The organism is Mucilaginibacter flavidus, from assembly GCF_024055575.1.
GTDB classification, from domain to species: Bacteria; Bacteroidota; Bacteroidia; order Sphingobacteriales; family Sphingobacteriaceae; genus Mucilaginibacter; species Mucilaginibacter flavidus.
Genome location: NZ_JAMXOE010000012.1, coordinates 1 through 15,941, shown reverse-complemented (window position 1 = coordinate 15,941; position 15,941 = coordinate 1). Strand labels below are relative to the sequence as shown.

Annotated in this window: 8 protein-coding genes; 7 read left to right on the top strand and 1 reads right to left on the bottom strand. The window is 44.3% G+C overall.

Annotated features, from left to right (window positions below):
- Nucleotides 1–193 precede the first annotated feature (193 nt).
- A complete protein-coding gene (locus NAF19_RS17340) occupies nt 194–1,234 on the bottom strand; it encodes a quinone-dependent dihydroorotate dehydrogenase (RefSeq protein WP_252791482.1) in 1,041 nt (346 codons plus the stop codon).
- A gap of 199 nt (nt 1,235–1,433) precedes the next feature.
- On the opposite strand from NAF19_RS17340, the gene NAF19_RS17335 reads away from it, so the two are divergent.
- The 7 genes from NAF19_RS17335 to NAF19_RS17305 all read left to right on the top strand — a co-directional run bounded on the left by NAF19_RS17335 (nt 1,434) and on the right by NAF19_RS17305 (nt 15,660).
- Nucleotides 1,434–2,204: an SGNH/GDSL hydrolase family protein gene (locus NAF19_RS17335; RefSeq protein ID WP_252791480.1), complete on the top strand. Its 771-nt coding sequence runs from the start codon at nt 1,434–1,436 to the stop codon at nt 2,202–2,204.
- 122 nt (nt 2,205–2,326) lie between these two features.
- Nucleotides 2,327–4,252 carry an ABC-F family ATP-binding cassette domain-containing protein gene (locus NAF19_RS17330; protein WP_252791478.1) on the top strand — a complete coding sequence of 642 codons (1,926 nt, stop codon included), beginning with the start codon at nt 2,327–2,329 and terminating at the stop codon, nt 4,250–4,252.
- 148 nt (nt 4,253–4,400) lie between these two features.
- Nucleotides 4,401–5,672, top strand: coding sequence for a type IX secretion system plug protein (locus NAF19_RS17325; RefSeq protein ID WP_252791476.1), 1,272 nt, complete (start codon nt 4,401–4,403; stop codon nt 5,670–5,672).
- 108 nt (nt 5,673–5,780) lie between these two features.
- Nucleotides 5,781–10,919, top strand: a complete 5,139-nt coding sequence (locus NAF19_RS17320; RefSeq protein WP_252791474.1) for a translocation/assembly module TamB domain-containing protein — start codon at nt 5,781–5,783, stop codon at nt 10,917–10,919.
- Nucleotides 10,920–10,922: 3 nt separating this feature from the next.
- A complete protein-coding gene (gene tamL, locus NAF19_RS17315) occupies nt 10,923–13,220 on the top strand; it encodes a translocation and assembly module lipoprotein TamL (RefSeq protein WP_252791472.1) in 2,298 nt (765 codons plus the stop codon).
- A gap of 477 nt (nt 13,221–13,697) precedes the next feature.
- Nucleotides 13,698–15,209, top strand: coding sequence for a PAS domain-containing protein (locus NAF19_RS17310; protein WP_252791471.1), 1,512 nt, complete (start codon nt 13,698–13,700; stop codon nt 15,207–15,209).
- A complete protein-coding gene (locus NAF19_RS17305) occupies nt 15,202–15,660 on the top strand; it encodes an aspartyl protease family protein (RefSeq protein ID WP_252791469.1) in 459 nt (152 codons plus the stop codon). The genes NAF19_RS17310 and NAF19_RS17305 overlap by 8 nt, the downstream gene beginning before the upstream one ends.
- Nucleotides 15,661–15,941: the final 281 nt, after the last annotated feature.

Here is a 15,941-nt window from a genome sequence, read left to right as displayed (position 1 = left end):
CGATGGGATTTTTTTATTGCCCCCCCGCCCGTCATTGCGAGGAACGAAGCAACCTCTACGCAGGACATTCATGAACCTTTATGCCGAACGGACCTTGCAGCCGCTTATGGGTAGCCACAAGGTTTTCGCTTCATTGATTTGCGTGTGCAGAGGTTGCTTCATTCCTCGCAATGACGCGTGTAGAACGTGAGACCTACCCCTTCAATATCCTCCTATTTATCCGCCCAATCAGCCCCGGCCCTTCATAAATAAACCCGGTATACAACTGCACCAGCACGGCTCCGGCATTTAGCTTCTCAATAGCATCCTCAGCACTGTGTATACCCCCCACCCCTATTATCGGGAATGCGCCGTTTGATTTTTTATGCAGGTAGGCAATAACCTCGGTTGATCGCGTGGTTAATGGCACGCCGCTTAGACCGCCTGTTTCGCTTTTTAGTTCACCAGGAGTTGTCAGCCCTTCGCGGCTGATAGTCGTATTGGTAGCAATGATACCCGCAATGCCGGTTTGCTGCACAATTTCCACAATATCATCCAGTTGTTCGTTGGTTAAATCGGGCGCTATTTTTAGTAGAATGGGCCTGCTGATACTGTTTTTATTGTTACGCTTTTGCAGTGTGTTCAGCAAATCCATCAACGGCTCTTTTTCCTGCAGGGCGCGCAGTCCAGGTGTATTAGGGGAGCTTACGTTTACCACGAAATAATCGACCACATCAAAAAGCCGGTCGAAACATTTGATGTAATCGCTAACCGCGTCCTCATTCGGCGTTACTTTATTTTTGCCGATGTTGCCACCAATAATCAATCCTTTTTGCCCGGCTTTGCTCTTGCGAAATGCCGCCAACCGTTCAGCCACCACGTCAACTCCAAGGTTATTAAAGCCCATGCGATTGATCAGTCCGCCATCAGCAGGCAAGCGGAACATGCGCGGCTTGGGATTACCGGGCTGCGGCAGCGGCGTAACAGTACCAACCTCAACAAAACCGAAACCCATGTTAGCCATTTCGCCCATCATTTCGCCGTTTTTATCAAACCCGGCGGCAAGGCCCACAGGGTTTCGAAACTTCAAGCCAAACACCTCCCGCTCAAGCCTGGCATCCTTAACATCCCATATCGCCCTGCTCAAAGCCGCACCGCCGGGAAACCGGTTAAAGCGCTTTAAATTAGCTGTTACAAAGTAATGCACCCGCTCCGGGTCGAACTTAAAAAGGATTGGTTTCAGCAGGAAATACATGGGTGCGAAGGTAGGAATTTTGGGGGAAGTCCGAAAGTCGGAAAAGTCCGGAAAGTCCGAAAGAAAAAGTTCGGACGAGTCAATTTTCAGTATTTCACCGCATCGTAACAAAATGAGCAATTACAAAAACTATTGCCTACTAATTTCTATATTAGCAACACCAACTGGCTTTCCGGCCATGAACTATGAACCGTCAACTATGAAGTTTAATTCCAATGCCAACCGCCGCAGCTTTATAAAAACCGCCTCTGTAGGCACACTGGCAACACTATCACTATCGCTGCCACAAATTGTTAAGGCTGCTGTTGCCGAAAGCGGCACTAAAAAAATCAGCCTCGAAAAAAATGACATCATCCTTTTCCAGGGCGATTCCATCACCGACTGGGGTCGCGACCATAACAAATTTGCACCAAACGATACCGGCACTTTAGGCACCGGCTATGTGTTGTTAACTACCGGGCAGTTATTAATAAAATATCCGGAGTTAAACCTACAGATACATAACCGTGGCATAAGCGGCAACAAAGTGTACCAACTGGCCGAGCGCTGGGATATTGATGCACTCAGCATAAAACCTACCGTACTGAGCATCCACATAGGCGTTAACGATTTTTGGCATACCCTCACCAATGGTTATACCGGCACTATCGACAACTATATTGCCGATTATCACGCATTAATTGATCGGACAAAAAAGGCCCTTCCAAATGTAAAACTTGTTATCTGCGAGCCCTTTGCGGTAAAGGCCGTGCGGGCTGTTGATGATAAATGGTACCCCACGTTCGATTTGTTCCGCAAAGCAGCAAAAGATATTGCTAATGAATATGATGCTGCCTTTGTACCCTACCAAACGGCTTTTGACAAAGCCCTGGAGCTTGCGCCCGGTAGTTATTGGACGCTCGATGGCGTCCATCCCAGCATAGCGGGTGAAGCGTTAATGGCGAAAACGTGGATGGCAAGTGTGGGTTAAAGGTTAAAGGCGAAAGGTAAGGGGTAAAATGGTTAAATGATTACGGAAGATTTTCGGTCTTTCGGACTTTACCGACTTTCGGACTTTCGGACTTCCCCCAAAAATCGTACCTTTGCGCGCAAATGATAGCTATAAATAACCTTACGTTCGAGATTGGTGCGCGCGCTCTATATGATGAAGCTAACTGGCACATTAAACCGGGGGAAAAAATTGGCCTGATCGGCGCCAATGGTACCGGAAAAACCACCCTGCTCAAAATTATTGTAGGTGATTATACGCCTACCTCGGGTTCCATATCAATGGCTAAGGACCTTACTTTAGGCTACCTTAACCAGGATTTGCTGTCGTATTCTTCGGATAAAAACATCCTGCATGTGGCTATGGAAGCTTTTGAGCGCCAAAACCAGTTGCACGACGAGATTGAAACTATACTCCACAAGTTAGAAACCGATTATAGTGAAGACCTGCTGCACAAGCTTAGCGACAAGCAGCATGAATTTGAAGCCCTCGACGGCTATAATATTGAATATAAAGCACACGAAATTTTAGCGGGCCTTGGCTTTAGCGAGGCCGATACACACCGTAAGCTCAGCACCTTTTCGGGTGGCTGGCGCATGCGGGTAATGCTGGCAAAAATATTATTGCAGGCACCTGATATTTTGCTGCTGGATGAGCCTACCAACCACCTCGACTTACCATCAATTGTTTGGCTGGAAGACTACCTGAAAGCGTTCGATGGTGCAATTGTTATCGTATCGCACGACAGATGGTTTTTGGATAAAGTGATTAACCGAACGGTTGAGTCGCGCAAAGGCAAGTTGACCGTTTATTCGGGCAACTACACATTTTATTTGGAGGAAAAATCACAGCGCGAAGAAATTCAGCGTGGCGAGTTTAAAAACCAGCAGTCAAAAATCAAGCAGGAAGAGCGCCTTATAGAGCGTTTCCGCGCCAAAGCATCCAAAGCAAAAATGGCGCAGAGTCGTATAAAAATGCTTGATAAAATGGAGCGGGTTGATGATGTGGATGACGACAATCCATCTGTTAACTTCAGCTTCAAATTCTCGAAGCAAAGCGGCCGTCATGTGATTACGCTGGAAAACGTAACGAAGAAATACCCCGCCATCGATATTTTAAGCGGGGCTGAAGCTATTATTGAAAAAGGTGATAAAATTGCATTGATTGGTGCCAACGGTAAAGGTAAGTCAACCCTGCTGCGCATAATTGCCGGTGCCGACCACGAATTTACCGGCAAAGCCGAAACAGGCCATAATGTTACCCAAACGTTTTTTGCACAGCACCAACTGGAGGCATTGCATTTGGAAAACACCGCGTTGCAGGAACTGCAGTCCTTTGCCCCAAAACATACTGAAACCGAACTGCGCAGCATTTTAGGTTCGTTTTTGTTCACCGGCGATGATGTATTTAAAAAGATAAAAGTGCTTTCGGGTGGCGAGAAATCGCGCGTGGCACTGGCAAAAGCGCTTACTGCGGATGCCAATTTTTTGGTGCTGGATGAGCCCACTAACCACCTTGATATACAGTCGGTAAATATATTGATACAGGCTTTGCAACAGTTTGAAGGTACTTTCATTGTTGTATCGCACGACAGGTATTTCCTGGATAATATCGCCAACAAAATTTGGTTTATTGAAGACCAGCAAATAAAACAATATCCAGGCACTTATGCCGAGTTTGATGTTTGGTTTGCCAAGCGCAAGCTGGAGCCAAAGGCCGCCATCCCTGCACCTCAGCCAAAAAAAGAAGAGAAGAAAGAGGCAGCACCGGCAAAACAGCCACATTCTGAAAACAAACATCAGCAGTTGAAAAAGCTGAACCAGGATTTGGGTAAAATGGAGGAGCAGATCGCCGTGCTTGAAAAAACGGTAAAGCAACTGGAAGCCCAACTGGCCGATGATAAGTTGTACAATGATGTGGCTAAAATGAAGGAGATTAACTCCAACTACGATAAAAAGAAAATGGAACTTGGCCATATTCAACTGCAATGGGAAGCACTGGCCGAGCAGATAATGGAGTTGGAAGCGTAGAATATAAACTTTGTCATTGCGAGCGCAGCGTGGCAACCGCGAACTATACAGAGCCGATGGAAAGTTGTGGAAATTGCATTGGCGGTTGTGTACAGCGTGCGGTTGCCACGCTGCGCTCGCAATGACATGATGATTATTGATAAGTATTATGAAAAAAAATCACACGCTGTTCAAAGGATTTCTCATAATTTTATTCGTATTCTTTTCTATTTCCGCCATCGCCCAACCCTACACCGACAGCGTTTACCGCCACGAAATAAAAAGCGTCGAATTTTACAATTCGGCTAAACCTGCCTCCTTTCCTATTATCCCCCTAAACTCCGGCGAAACGGTTACCTTAGGATTTGATAACCTTGCGGGTGGCACACTTAACTATCATTATACTATTGAGCATTGCGACGCAGAATGGAACTCGTCAAATATCTCAACCCCGGAGTATTTAAAAAACTATAATGACGACCGCATATTAACATATAGCTACTCCATCGCCACCGTCCAAAAGTACACCCATTACGAGCTTAAGCTTCCAAACGAAAACATCGCACCTAAAATACCCGGCAATTATATCCTAAAGGTTTATGAAAACAGCGACCCAACCAAACTGGTGCTTACCCGTAAACTGTATGTGGTTAGTCCGAAAATCAATATAGCGGCCGAGCTTGTGCCATCAAATGACAACGCCACCCGTCAAACCAATCAAAAAGTAAACTTTACGCTCGATTATGGCAGCCTGCGGGTGCAAAACCCAAGTCGCGACGTGCGCACACTGATAATGCAAAACAACCGCCCGGAGACCGGGACAATGAATACCCAGCCAACTTATATCCGGGGGACCCAGCTTATTTACAGCGATGTAACCATAAACGATTTCCCGGCGGTAAATGAGTTCCGGCACTTTGATACGCGCACGCTTAAGTTAAACTCGCAAAACATACAGCACATTTATCGCGATACTGCAAACTCGGTGCTGATGCTTACTGACCCCGACCGTAACAAGCCAAATTACACCTTAGAATACGACCTTAACGGCAGTTTCTATGTGCTTAACCAGGACGGCTCCGACCCGCGCAATGATGCTGACTACGCACACATGCTGTTCAGTCTGGCCACCACCAAACAACCTAATGCCGGCACTCCCTACATAGTTGGCCGTTTTAATGATTATAAGCTTGATGAGCATAGCAAAATGAATTTTGATGCCGGCTTGGGTAAATATGTAAACAGCATATTTTTAAAACAGGGCGTTTATGATTACGCCTATGTTTGGGTTGATAACAAGGGCAAAGCCGACATTACAGCTTTGGAAGGCACCTATTTTGAAACCGAAAACGACTACCAGGTTTTGGTTTATTACCGCCCTTCCGGCGCCCGCTGGGAAGAGTTGGTGGGTTATAAGGTGTTAAATTCCTTAAAAAAGTAAGGAATCAGCCTTTTGTGAAAATTTTGAAAGGTTTGCAAAACTTTTAGCTTAGTTATTTGATTATAATAAAAAACAAAAGCAAGCTTAACCGTTGAAAAAACTATACAATTGGAACGATTTGGACGAATAGCCCTAAAAACCATCCTCTGGATAATTGCCAGCCTGCTTTTTCTGGTACTGCTTATTGTAATTTTAATACAGGTTCCTGCCGTTCAAAATTTTGTTAAGGATAAGGCAGTATCATTTATACAAGGCAAAATCCACACCCCCGTAAAAATTGGACACATTAGCCTGGGCTTGCCCAAACTGATTGTGTTGGAGGATGTGTATTTTGAAGACCAGCACAAAGACACCCTTATAGCCGGCGAAAAGCTAAAAGTTGACATCAGCCTGTTTAAACTACTTAGCCATAAGGTTGAAGTGAACGAAATAAACCTGGAGGGCATTACCACCAATATAAGCCGCGGTGCAGACAGCACTTTCAATTTCGATTACATTATGAAAGCCTTTGCAGGGGAGCAAAAAAAGCCGGTAACGCCGACTGATACTGCCTCGAGGATGAAGTTCTCTATCGATAAAATCATCCTCGATAAAATTAATGTATCCTATAAAGACAAGATAACAGGCAACGATGTAAAATTCATCCTCGGGCATTTTGATACCCGGATTAAGGATTTTGATATGGATAAAATGAAGTTTACCATACCAAAAATAAACCTGTCCGATGTTGACGCCCGCATTATACAATCGCCGGTAACTTCGGAGGGCACCAAAGTAATACCGGTGGATACGACAACCACGCCCATCAACATGACGCTTAACCTGGGGACCATCGATGTATCAAAAGTTAAGGTTGATTACCGCAGCAAAGACATGAGCAGTAAGGTTAACCTGGGCAAGTTTTTGGTGGAGATGGACAAGATTGACCTAAAAAATCAAATCGTCGGCATTAAAAATATTGAACTGAATGATACTAAAGCAGGCTTTGTATTTGCCAAACCCGAAAATGTTAAGGAGAAAGTAGTAAAAGCTGTTAAAAAATTAGATACACTGGTGGCTTCGCCTAAAAGTGGTAAGGGCTGGCGGGCCAACCTGGCTAAGGTTACTTTTACCAATGATAATATCCAGTTTGATAACAATGCACAAAATCCCCTGGCTAAAGGCCTTGATTTTGGGCACATGAACATCAAAAACCTGAATGCCAATATGCAGGATATTGCCTATAGCACCGACACCATAAAAGGCAAAGTAAACGATTTCACTTTCAGCGAAAAGAGTGGTTTGGTTTTAAAGAAATTCCATACCTCGTTTTTATATGGACCAAAAACTGCTTACCTGAACGATTTGTATGTTGAAACCCCGCAAACTGTTTTGCAGAAGCAATTACAGGTGGGTTATCCGTCAATCGAATCGCTTACAAAAGATTTAGGACAGTTATATATAAATGCCAATTTAGATGGCAGCCGCCTGGGCTTGAAAGACGTTTTATTGCTAATGCCCACAATGGCGACAATGGAACCATTTAAAAGCTCGCCAAATTCGGTCTTCAGAATTGATGGCAAAGTGAAAGGTAAGGTAAACGACCTGCGTATTCCCGACCTGGAAGTACGGGGCCTGGCAAATACCCATATCAAGGCATCGGCAACAATGAAGGGTTTGCCCAACATGGATAAATCATACTTTGATGTTAAGATTGATGATGTGACTACCAGTCGCGCAGACATCAGCAAACTGGTTGCTCCTTCCATGATTCCTGCTTCGGTAAGTATTCCGGCCAATTTAAAGCTGAATGGCAGCTTTAAAGGCACCATGTACGACTTTAATACTCGAATGGCCTTGCGCTCAACCTATGGTGCGGTTGATTTGGATGCAACGATGAAAAACCGTAACCACGCCGGCAAGGAAGTTTATTCGGCTAATATTAAGGCAAATAATTTAAATGTTGGTGCACTGACCAAGCAGCCGCAAACCGTGGGTACTGTTACGCTGACCGCCAAAGTAAATGGCGTAAGCCTCGATCCTAAAAAGGCAAGCCTGAAATTCAGCGGCAATGTGGCTAGCGCTTATGTAAAAGGCTATAATTACCAAAACCTGGTGATGACGGGCACGGCACACGACGGCAACTACACCGCCAAAGCCACCATGAAGGACCCTAATATTAGCTTTGCATTAGATGGCAAGGCCGATATGAACAAAAAATACCCGTCAGTTGCGGCAACTCTACAACTGGATAGCATCAACCTGCAAAACTTAAAACTTACCAAAAATGCGATGAGTGTACATGGTAAAATTGTTGCCGATGTGCCCACCGCCGACCCAAATTATTTGAATGCTAAAATACAGGTTACCGATTTATTGGTCGCTCAAAAAGACCAGGTAATTAAGTTGGATACCATAAGCCTGGTATCAACCGCAAATGCTGATAGCAGCACCCTGCGTTTAAAGGCTCCGATGCTAAATGCCCACATGGCAGGCAAATACAAACTAACAGAGGTTGGCCCTGCCATACAGGATCTAATCAACAAATACTACAACACAAATCTTGCAACAAATGCACCTAAACCAAAATACTCGCCCCAGCAATTTAAGTTTGATGTAAGATTGGTTAAGACATCAATAACAGACAAACTGGTGCCCGATTTAAAACGGCTTGACCCGGTATTGATAAGCGGTCATTTTGATAGCCAGGCCGGCGATTTAACCGTTAACGGCTCGGCGCCAAAGATTATTTATGGCGTTAACACAGTTAACAACTTAAAATTTGCGATAAACACTCAAAATAATGCGCTTAATTACAGCTTTAATGTTGATGAGGTAAAAGCATCATCCAACCTCGATTTGTTGTACACCAGCTTAGCCGGCAGCGCGCAAAACAACAAGCTGAATGTTAATTTACAAATACGCGATGCCGCCAAAAAGGAGCGGTACCGACTGGCGGGCATTTTCAGCGTATTGCCAAACGAGTACCAGTTTAATTTTTTGCAGGATGGGCTGATATTAGATTACACCCCATGGACGGTTAACGCCAACAACGCGCTGCAGTTTGGCAGCAAAGGGATAATGGCCCGCGATTTTGCGCTTACCAACAACAACCAGGTGTTAAGCATCAACAGCGATACGCAGGAGTTCAACGCGCCCATTACCGTAGGCTTTAAAAACTTTAAGATTGAAACGCTCACCAAAGCCGCTCAGCAAGACTCGTTACAAGTGGGTGGCGTGATAAATGGCGACGCGCATATCAGTAATTTCCAGGCCTCGCCGGTATTTACGGCTGCATTAAATGTTAAGGATTTCAACTTTAAAACCGATACCGTTGGCGATATAGCATTTAAAGTAAATAACCAAACCGCCAATGCCTACGCTGCCGATGTTACGGTTACCGGCAAGGGCAACCAGGTTAATTTAAACGGGATATATTATACTGCACCCGAGAGTAAATTTGATTTAAACATCAATATCATCACTTTAAAAATGAAGAGCATTGAGGGCTTTAGTTTTGGCAGCATAAGGCGTTCAAGCGGTGACATTAACGGACAGCTAAAGATAACGGGCACAACGGACGCGCCCGTGGTGAGGGGCGACATTAATTTTAACAAAGTGGGGTTTAATGTATCGATGCTGAACTCCTACTTCACCATGCCGAACGAAAAGATAACATTTAATAACGATGGCATCCTGTTTAATGATTTTAATCTTGTTGATTCTTTAGGTAACAAGGCGGTAGTAACAGGTACGCTTTATACCAAAACATTTACCGACTACAGGTTCGGGATTGACATTAATGCCAATAATTTCAGGGCGATAAACTCCACGCAGGATGATAACAAGCTGTATTATGGCAAACTGTTTATTGATACCCGCATCCGTATCCGCGGAAATATGGCCAAGCCTGTAGTTGATGCTAACCTTACTGTTAACGACAAAACCGACCTGACCATAGTATTACCAACCGATGACCCCAGCATTGAAGACAGGAAAGGCGTGGTTGAAGTTATAAACCCCAACGCGCCAAAGCTGGATTCTATATTCCTGGCCAAACAGTTGGATTCGTTGCGAAAATCGGACATCACCGGGCTTGACGTAACAGCAAACATCACGGTAAATAAAAATGCGAAATTCACCATTGTGGTTGATGAGCGAAACGGCGATATTGTGCAGTTAAAAGGCGACGCCCAGCTAAACGCCGGTATCGACCCGAGCGGTAAAATAAACTTAACCGGTACTTACACAGTTAACCAGGGTTCGTATAACCTTGCCTACGCTACCGTTAAGCGTAAATTTAACTTTAAACCGGGCAGCACTATTACATGGACCGGCGACCCAACCAGCGCGAACGTTAACCTTACTGCTACCTACATAGCCAATGTCCCTCCTATCGATTTGGTAAACCAGCTGGACGACGGCAGCACAGCCAATACCATGTTAAAGCAAAAACTGCCTTTCCATGTGGACCTTACATTAAAGAATGAACTGTTAAAGCCTGATATCAGTTTTGATATAACGTTACCGGATAGCAATTACACGGTCTCGCCCGATGTGATAACAACAGTTAACACACGGCTGGCACAGATACGAACAGACCCTAACGAATTGAACAAACAGGTTTTGGGTGTACTGGTGCTGGGGCATTTTATTGGCGACAATCCCTTCCAGAGTCAGGGCGGCAATGCGGGTATTGGCAGCGCTATACGCAACAGCGTGAGCAGTTTATTATCCGATCAGTTGAACAAGCTGGCAGGCAACCTGATAGGCGGCGTGCAATTGAGTTTCGATTTAACTTCGGGAGAGGATTACTCATCAGGCACGGCGCAAAACCGAACGGATTTGAATGTGGGCCTCTCAAAGCAATTCCTGAACGACCGGCTAACGGTGACCATAGGCAACAACTTTAACCTGGAAGGCCAAAACCAGCCGGGACAAAAATCGACGGACATTGCCGGCAACGTATCGGTAAATTACAAAATAACCAAGGATGGCCGCTACATGGTACGGGTTTACCGCAAGGATGAGTTTATTGTGGTTGAGGGCCAGGTAATTGAAACCGGCATAGGCTTTACCTTAACTTACGAGTATAACCGCTTTAAAGAGCTGTTTAAGAAGAAGTCGAAACAAGATAAGGATATGCAGAAGGAATACAACGACAAACAAAAGCAGATAAAAACAGAGCAAAAGGCTGCAGATAAAAAAGCCGACTCGACAGCTGTACCGGTACAGACGCCTGCAGAAATCAAAAAAACATCAAATTAACCCATGGCCAAGCTAAGATATTTGATATTTATTTCGTTCGCGCTGTTTGCAAGTGCATGCAGCAACACAAAGTATTTGGCTGCCAACCAAAAGCTATACACCGGCGGCGAAGTAAAAATTGTAGATAAGGATATTAAAAAGAGCGATGCAAAGGAGTTAAAGGGCAACCTGGAAGCGCTGTTACGACCAATACCAAATGCAAGCATTTTAGGGCTACGGGTAAAACTATGGATATACAATAAAACGCGCACCAACAAACGCACAGGATTGCGGCATTATTTAAATACCCATTTTGGTGAACCACCTGTACTAGTGAGCAATGTTGATTTAGAAAAAAACAGCGGCATTTTGCAAAACAGACTTCAAAATGTTAGCTACTTTTTAGCGCAGGTAAATGGCGATACAGTAAGTAAAGGAAAAACCGCCAAGGCGGTTTACACCGTGCAGGCAGGTCCATCGTATCATTACCGCTCCATAACCTTCCCAACCCAAAAAAATGATTTGGATACGGCAGTTACCGGTACATCGGCACAAACGTTTTTAAAAGTTGGCGATAAGTATAACCTCGACATTATCAAAAATGAGCGCGTCCGTATTGATGCACGGTTGAAGGAAGAAGGCTTCTTTTATTTTGCGCCGGAGGATTTGATAATGCGGTACGACAGCACCGTAGCCAATCACCAAATAGATATGTTTGTAAAGGTTAAAGACGCGACACCCGACGAGGCGCGTTGGATTTATAAAATCAGGAATATCTACGTCTACCCCCAATATTCGCTACGTGATACAGGAACAAAATTGGATTCGGCAGTAAAATACCGCTGGTACAATGTTATCGATCCCAAAAACACCGTGAGGCCCTTTACCTTTAAAAACTCGGTGTTACTGCATCCCGGTGATGTTTACAACCGTACGCAACACAACAGCTCGCTAAACCGGATGATAAACCTTGGGCCATTTAAATATGTTAAAAACAGGTTTGAGGACGTTACCCCCGATTCGGCATTTTTAGATGTGTATTACCAGCTCACCCAATACAAACGCAAATCGCTCTCGCTCGATTTACTGGCGCGGCAAACATCTGCAAATTATAATGGCTCACAGGTAAACCTCAATTTCCGTAACCGCAACACTTTTAAGGGCGCCGAGTTGTTTACAGTTACATTGTTTGCTAGTACCGATATACAGTTTGGCAGCAATAACAACGGCTACAATGTTTACCAAACAGGTATCCAGCCATCCATTAGCTGGCCAAGGTTTATTAGCCCGTTTAATTTCACCACCAACAATGCATTTATACCGCATACCGTTTTAACAACGGGCTATACATTAATCAATCGTACTAAATTATACACGCTAAATTCGTTTAACGGTTCATTCGGCTACTCGTGGAAACCCAGCCTGCACAAGCAGCATGACCTGAATTTGATAAACATAACATATGTTGATGCCGCCAGTGTAAGCAAAATTTACATGGATAGCATCAAACATACCCGCAACCCGGCGCTGGCCCACGTAATCAACAACCAGTTTACCTTCGGCCCGAGTTACGGGTACACGTATACCAATACCACTGAAGATTACCGGACCAATACTTTTTATTACAATGGCAAAGTGAGCATGTCGGGCAACCTTTACGGTATACTAACCGGCGCCGACACACTGCGCGGCAAAGTCAGCAAATTGTTCGGCACGCCTTTTAACCAGTATGTTAAGCTGGAGAATGAATTCCGGTTTTTCCATAAACTTACACCGGGTATTAAATTCGCCAGCAGGCTGCTTGTGGGGGTAGGTTTACCCTATGGCAATTCGACGGTACTCCCCTACAGTCAGCAATTTTTTATCGGGGGGCCAAATAGTTTGAGGGGCTTCCAGGCGCGGTCGATAGGTCCGGGCGCCTACAACCTGCCGCCAAGCCTTACACCAGGCTCAAACTTCCTTGCAGACGAATCGGGAGATATAAAAATTGAAGCCAATGCCGAATTCCGCCCAAAACTATTCAGCATTGTTGAAGGCGCTTTATTTGTTGATGCTGGTAATATATGGCTATTAAGGCCTAATAAATTTCAACCGGGCGCAGCGTTCGGCAGCAACTTCATCAACCAAATGGCCGTCGATGCCGGTTTTGGCCTGCGGTTTGATCTAACGGTACTGATTTTACGCACCGATATTGGCTTCCCCCTGATAAAGCCGAGCCTGCCGGCCAGCCTGCGCACCACAATAAATGGCATCGATTTCACCGATGCCAAATGGCGCGGAAGCAATTACATATTTAACCTTGCTATAGGCTATCCGTTTTAATTAATAATTGCGTAATTTATTGTAATTTCGGCATAGGAATACGAAACATTAAGCTGCGGGTAGAACCACAATAGCCGCTCGTCGCCACACCCTGCTTTCTCCAAAGGAGAGGGTGCTGAAAAGGAAATTTCGAGGAGCGAAGCTCAAGTCCTCTCCTTGGAGAGGATTATTACATGAGGACTGCGCCGTTTAGGTGATGCGAAGTAAGAGTTCGAAGTGTGCCAATTCTTATATCGAGCTCACGTTAATTTAATGGTGTTTCGCACACATTTATTACAAATTGCTGTGGCGTATAAGAATATTAGCTATAAATTTGCCTATCTTAACAGTAAGCCCTTGTGTTTACTATTCGATTATGAATAATTTTTAATAGCCGTTACACTTTTAATTAAACATTTAAGCAAAATTTAAAGCCAGACCTTTCATCTTCAAATGTTTAAGCCAAACAAAAATATCGTAATCCTAATAATAGCCACCATGTCTATCATTGCAGGGATTGCAGCTATTATAGTTTGGATGCTTGATATTACTCCACTTAAGGGGCTTATCATCAGTTCGGCTTTTACCAAATTTTATTTTCCGCTTTGCCATATTGTGGTAGGTACAGTATTGCTTTGCACTCAAATCAATTTGATTAGGGGCAAGTCCGGCAAATTGCAGTACAATGAAGACAAATACCGCTCGCTTATTGAACAGGCATCAGACTCGATTTATATTTTGGATTTACAGGGCAGGTTTACTGATGTAAACGCCGCCATGTGCCAAATGATGGGCTATACCCGTGAAGAGTTGCTCCAGATGAATATTCTCCAAATAATTGACCCGGAGGAGCTAAAAATCGACCCGTTGCCAAAAAACATGGCCAACGAAGGCGCACCAGTGATACGTGAACGGCGGTTTATAAGAAAAGATGGGTACATTTTTACAGTTGAAGTAAATGTGAAGCGCTTTAAGGGCGACCGGATAATGGTAATTGCCCGCGATATCACTTACCGCAAAAAAATGGAAGCCGGCCTTAGGGAAGCCGAATTAAAATTCAGGACAATCGCCGAAAAATCAATGGTAGGCGTGTACATTGTGCAGGATGGTAAATTTACTTACGTAAACCCTCGCTTTGCCCAGGTATTTGGCTACGAACCCGCCGAAATGGTCAATACCTTCGCTGTGGAACAAATACTTGATGAAAGTTATCGCGGGATTGCAATTGAAAATGTAAGGCGACGGATAACAGGCGAAGTGGAAAGTGTGAATTACGAGGCAAAGGGTAAAAAGAAAGATGGCACGTCAAATTGGCTTGAATTTTATGGGAGCAGGGCGGAAATTGAAGGACTGCCTACAATTATCGGCTCGATGATTGACATTAGCGAGCGAAAGAAAACCGAAGAGGAACTGAGATCTTCTGAACAGCAATACCGGCTGCTTTTTGATAGTAACCCTATGCCAATGTGGATGATCGCCAAGGACGACCAAACTATAATTGCTGTAAACGATGCCGGAGCTGGCCTTTACGGCTATACTAAAGAAGAACTCGTAAATAAAAACGCAAAGGTATTCCGACCGGAAGAAGACTATGAACTGCAGTTGGAAGGCTACAGGAAAGAGGCGAAAAACTGGGACAACAGCCGCGTTGTACGTCACCTTAAAAAAGACGGTTCAATTATCTTCGTACAAATAATGGCCTACGACATTGTATTTGAAGGCCGCCCTGTAAGATTGTCGATGACAAACGATATCACTGCCAAGCTAAAGGCCGAGAATGATTTAAAAAGTGCTTATGAACGGATACAGAATCATATTAACAGTATTAAAGATATGGCCTGGAAGCAGTCTCACTTAATACGCAGTCCCTTAGCTAATTTACAGGGCCTATTTATTTTACTCCAGGATGATCCCTCAAACGCGGAGTTGCTGGCTCATATTCAAAATGAGCTGCAGCGCATGGACACCATAATTATCGAAATGGCGCAAGACGCCTCGTACCATGACTAAAACCGAAAAAATCACCACAAAAAAATACCGCGTTCCGTTACATATTATTGATCTGGATGAGGAAGGCTATCATCCGTTAATAAACATCCGTGTATTTGGCAAACGCTTTAAAGTGGTACTTGACACCGGGGCATCAAAAACTGCATTCGACAAAACCCTATTGCTGCAGGCCTATGCCAAAGCCGTGCTAAATATCAGCGACCGTCTGTCAACCGGGCTTGGCACCACAACTATGGAATCATCGACCGCTTTGATTACCGATCTACACCTGGGCAAACTTTTGATTGACAAATTTGAAGTCGCCGTATTGGACTTATCAACCATAAACATAGCCTACCGCCAACTTGGACACCCCGAAGTTTTGGGCGTGATAGGTGGTGATATATTGATGAAATATAAAGCGGTAATTGATTATGGGAAAGAGAAGATGGTGTTGAAGAGGACAATATAAAGCGACTGACCTCTGTATCGGACCAAAAACTTAAATGTTCCAAAAACAAGTTCCCCTCTTGAGAGGGGTTAGGGGTGTGTTAGCCCGCGTGCATTGCGAATTTGCGATGAATAATAGAGAAGCAATAGCTTTTTTCCGTTCCAAAAACAAGTTCCCCTCTTGAGAGAGTAATAGCCTATCATTAGACAGGGGCAATAATTGGTAAGGCACATTTATTAATTAATATGTCGAATATCGATTTGTTACCCCGGTAATTATATTTGAAAGTAAATTCATTTAAG

Excerpts from the sequence above, each read along its gene's own strand:
- NAF19_RS17340 (WP_252791482.1), bottom strand. The coding sequence starts at position 1,234 with ATGTATTTCCTGCTGAAACCAATCCTTTTTAAGTTCGACCCGGAGCGG.
- NAF19_RS17335 (WP_252791480.1), top strand. The coding sequence starts at position 1,434 with ATGAAGTTTAATTCCAATGCCAACCGCCGCAGCTTTATAAAAACCGCC.
- NAF19_RS17330 (WP_252791478.1), top strand. The coding sequence starts at position 2,327 with ATGATAGCTATAAATAACCTTACGTTCGAGATTGGTGCGCGCGCTCTA.
- NAF19_RS17325 (WP_252791476.1), top strand. The coding sequence starts at position 4,401 with ATGAAAAAAAATCACACGCTGTTCAAAGGATTTCTCATAATTTTATTC.
- tamL (WP_252791472.1), top strand. The coding sequence starts at position 10,923 with ATGGCCAAGCTAAGATATTTGATATTTATTTCGTTCGCGCTGTTTGCA.
- NAF19_RS17310 (WP_252791471.1), top strand. The coding sequence starts at position 13,698 with ATGTCTATCATTGCAGGGATTGCAGCTATTATAGTTTGGATGCTTGAT.
- NAF19_RS17305 (WP_252791469.1), top strand. The coding sequence starts at position 15,202 with ATGACTAAAACCGAAAAAATCACCACAAAAAAATACCGCGTTCCGTTA.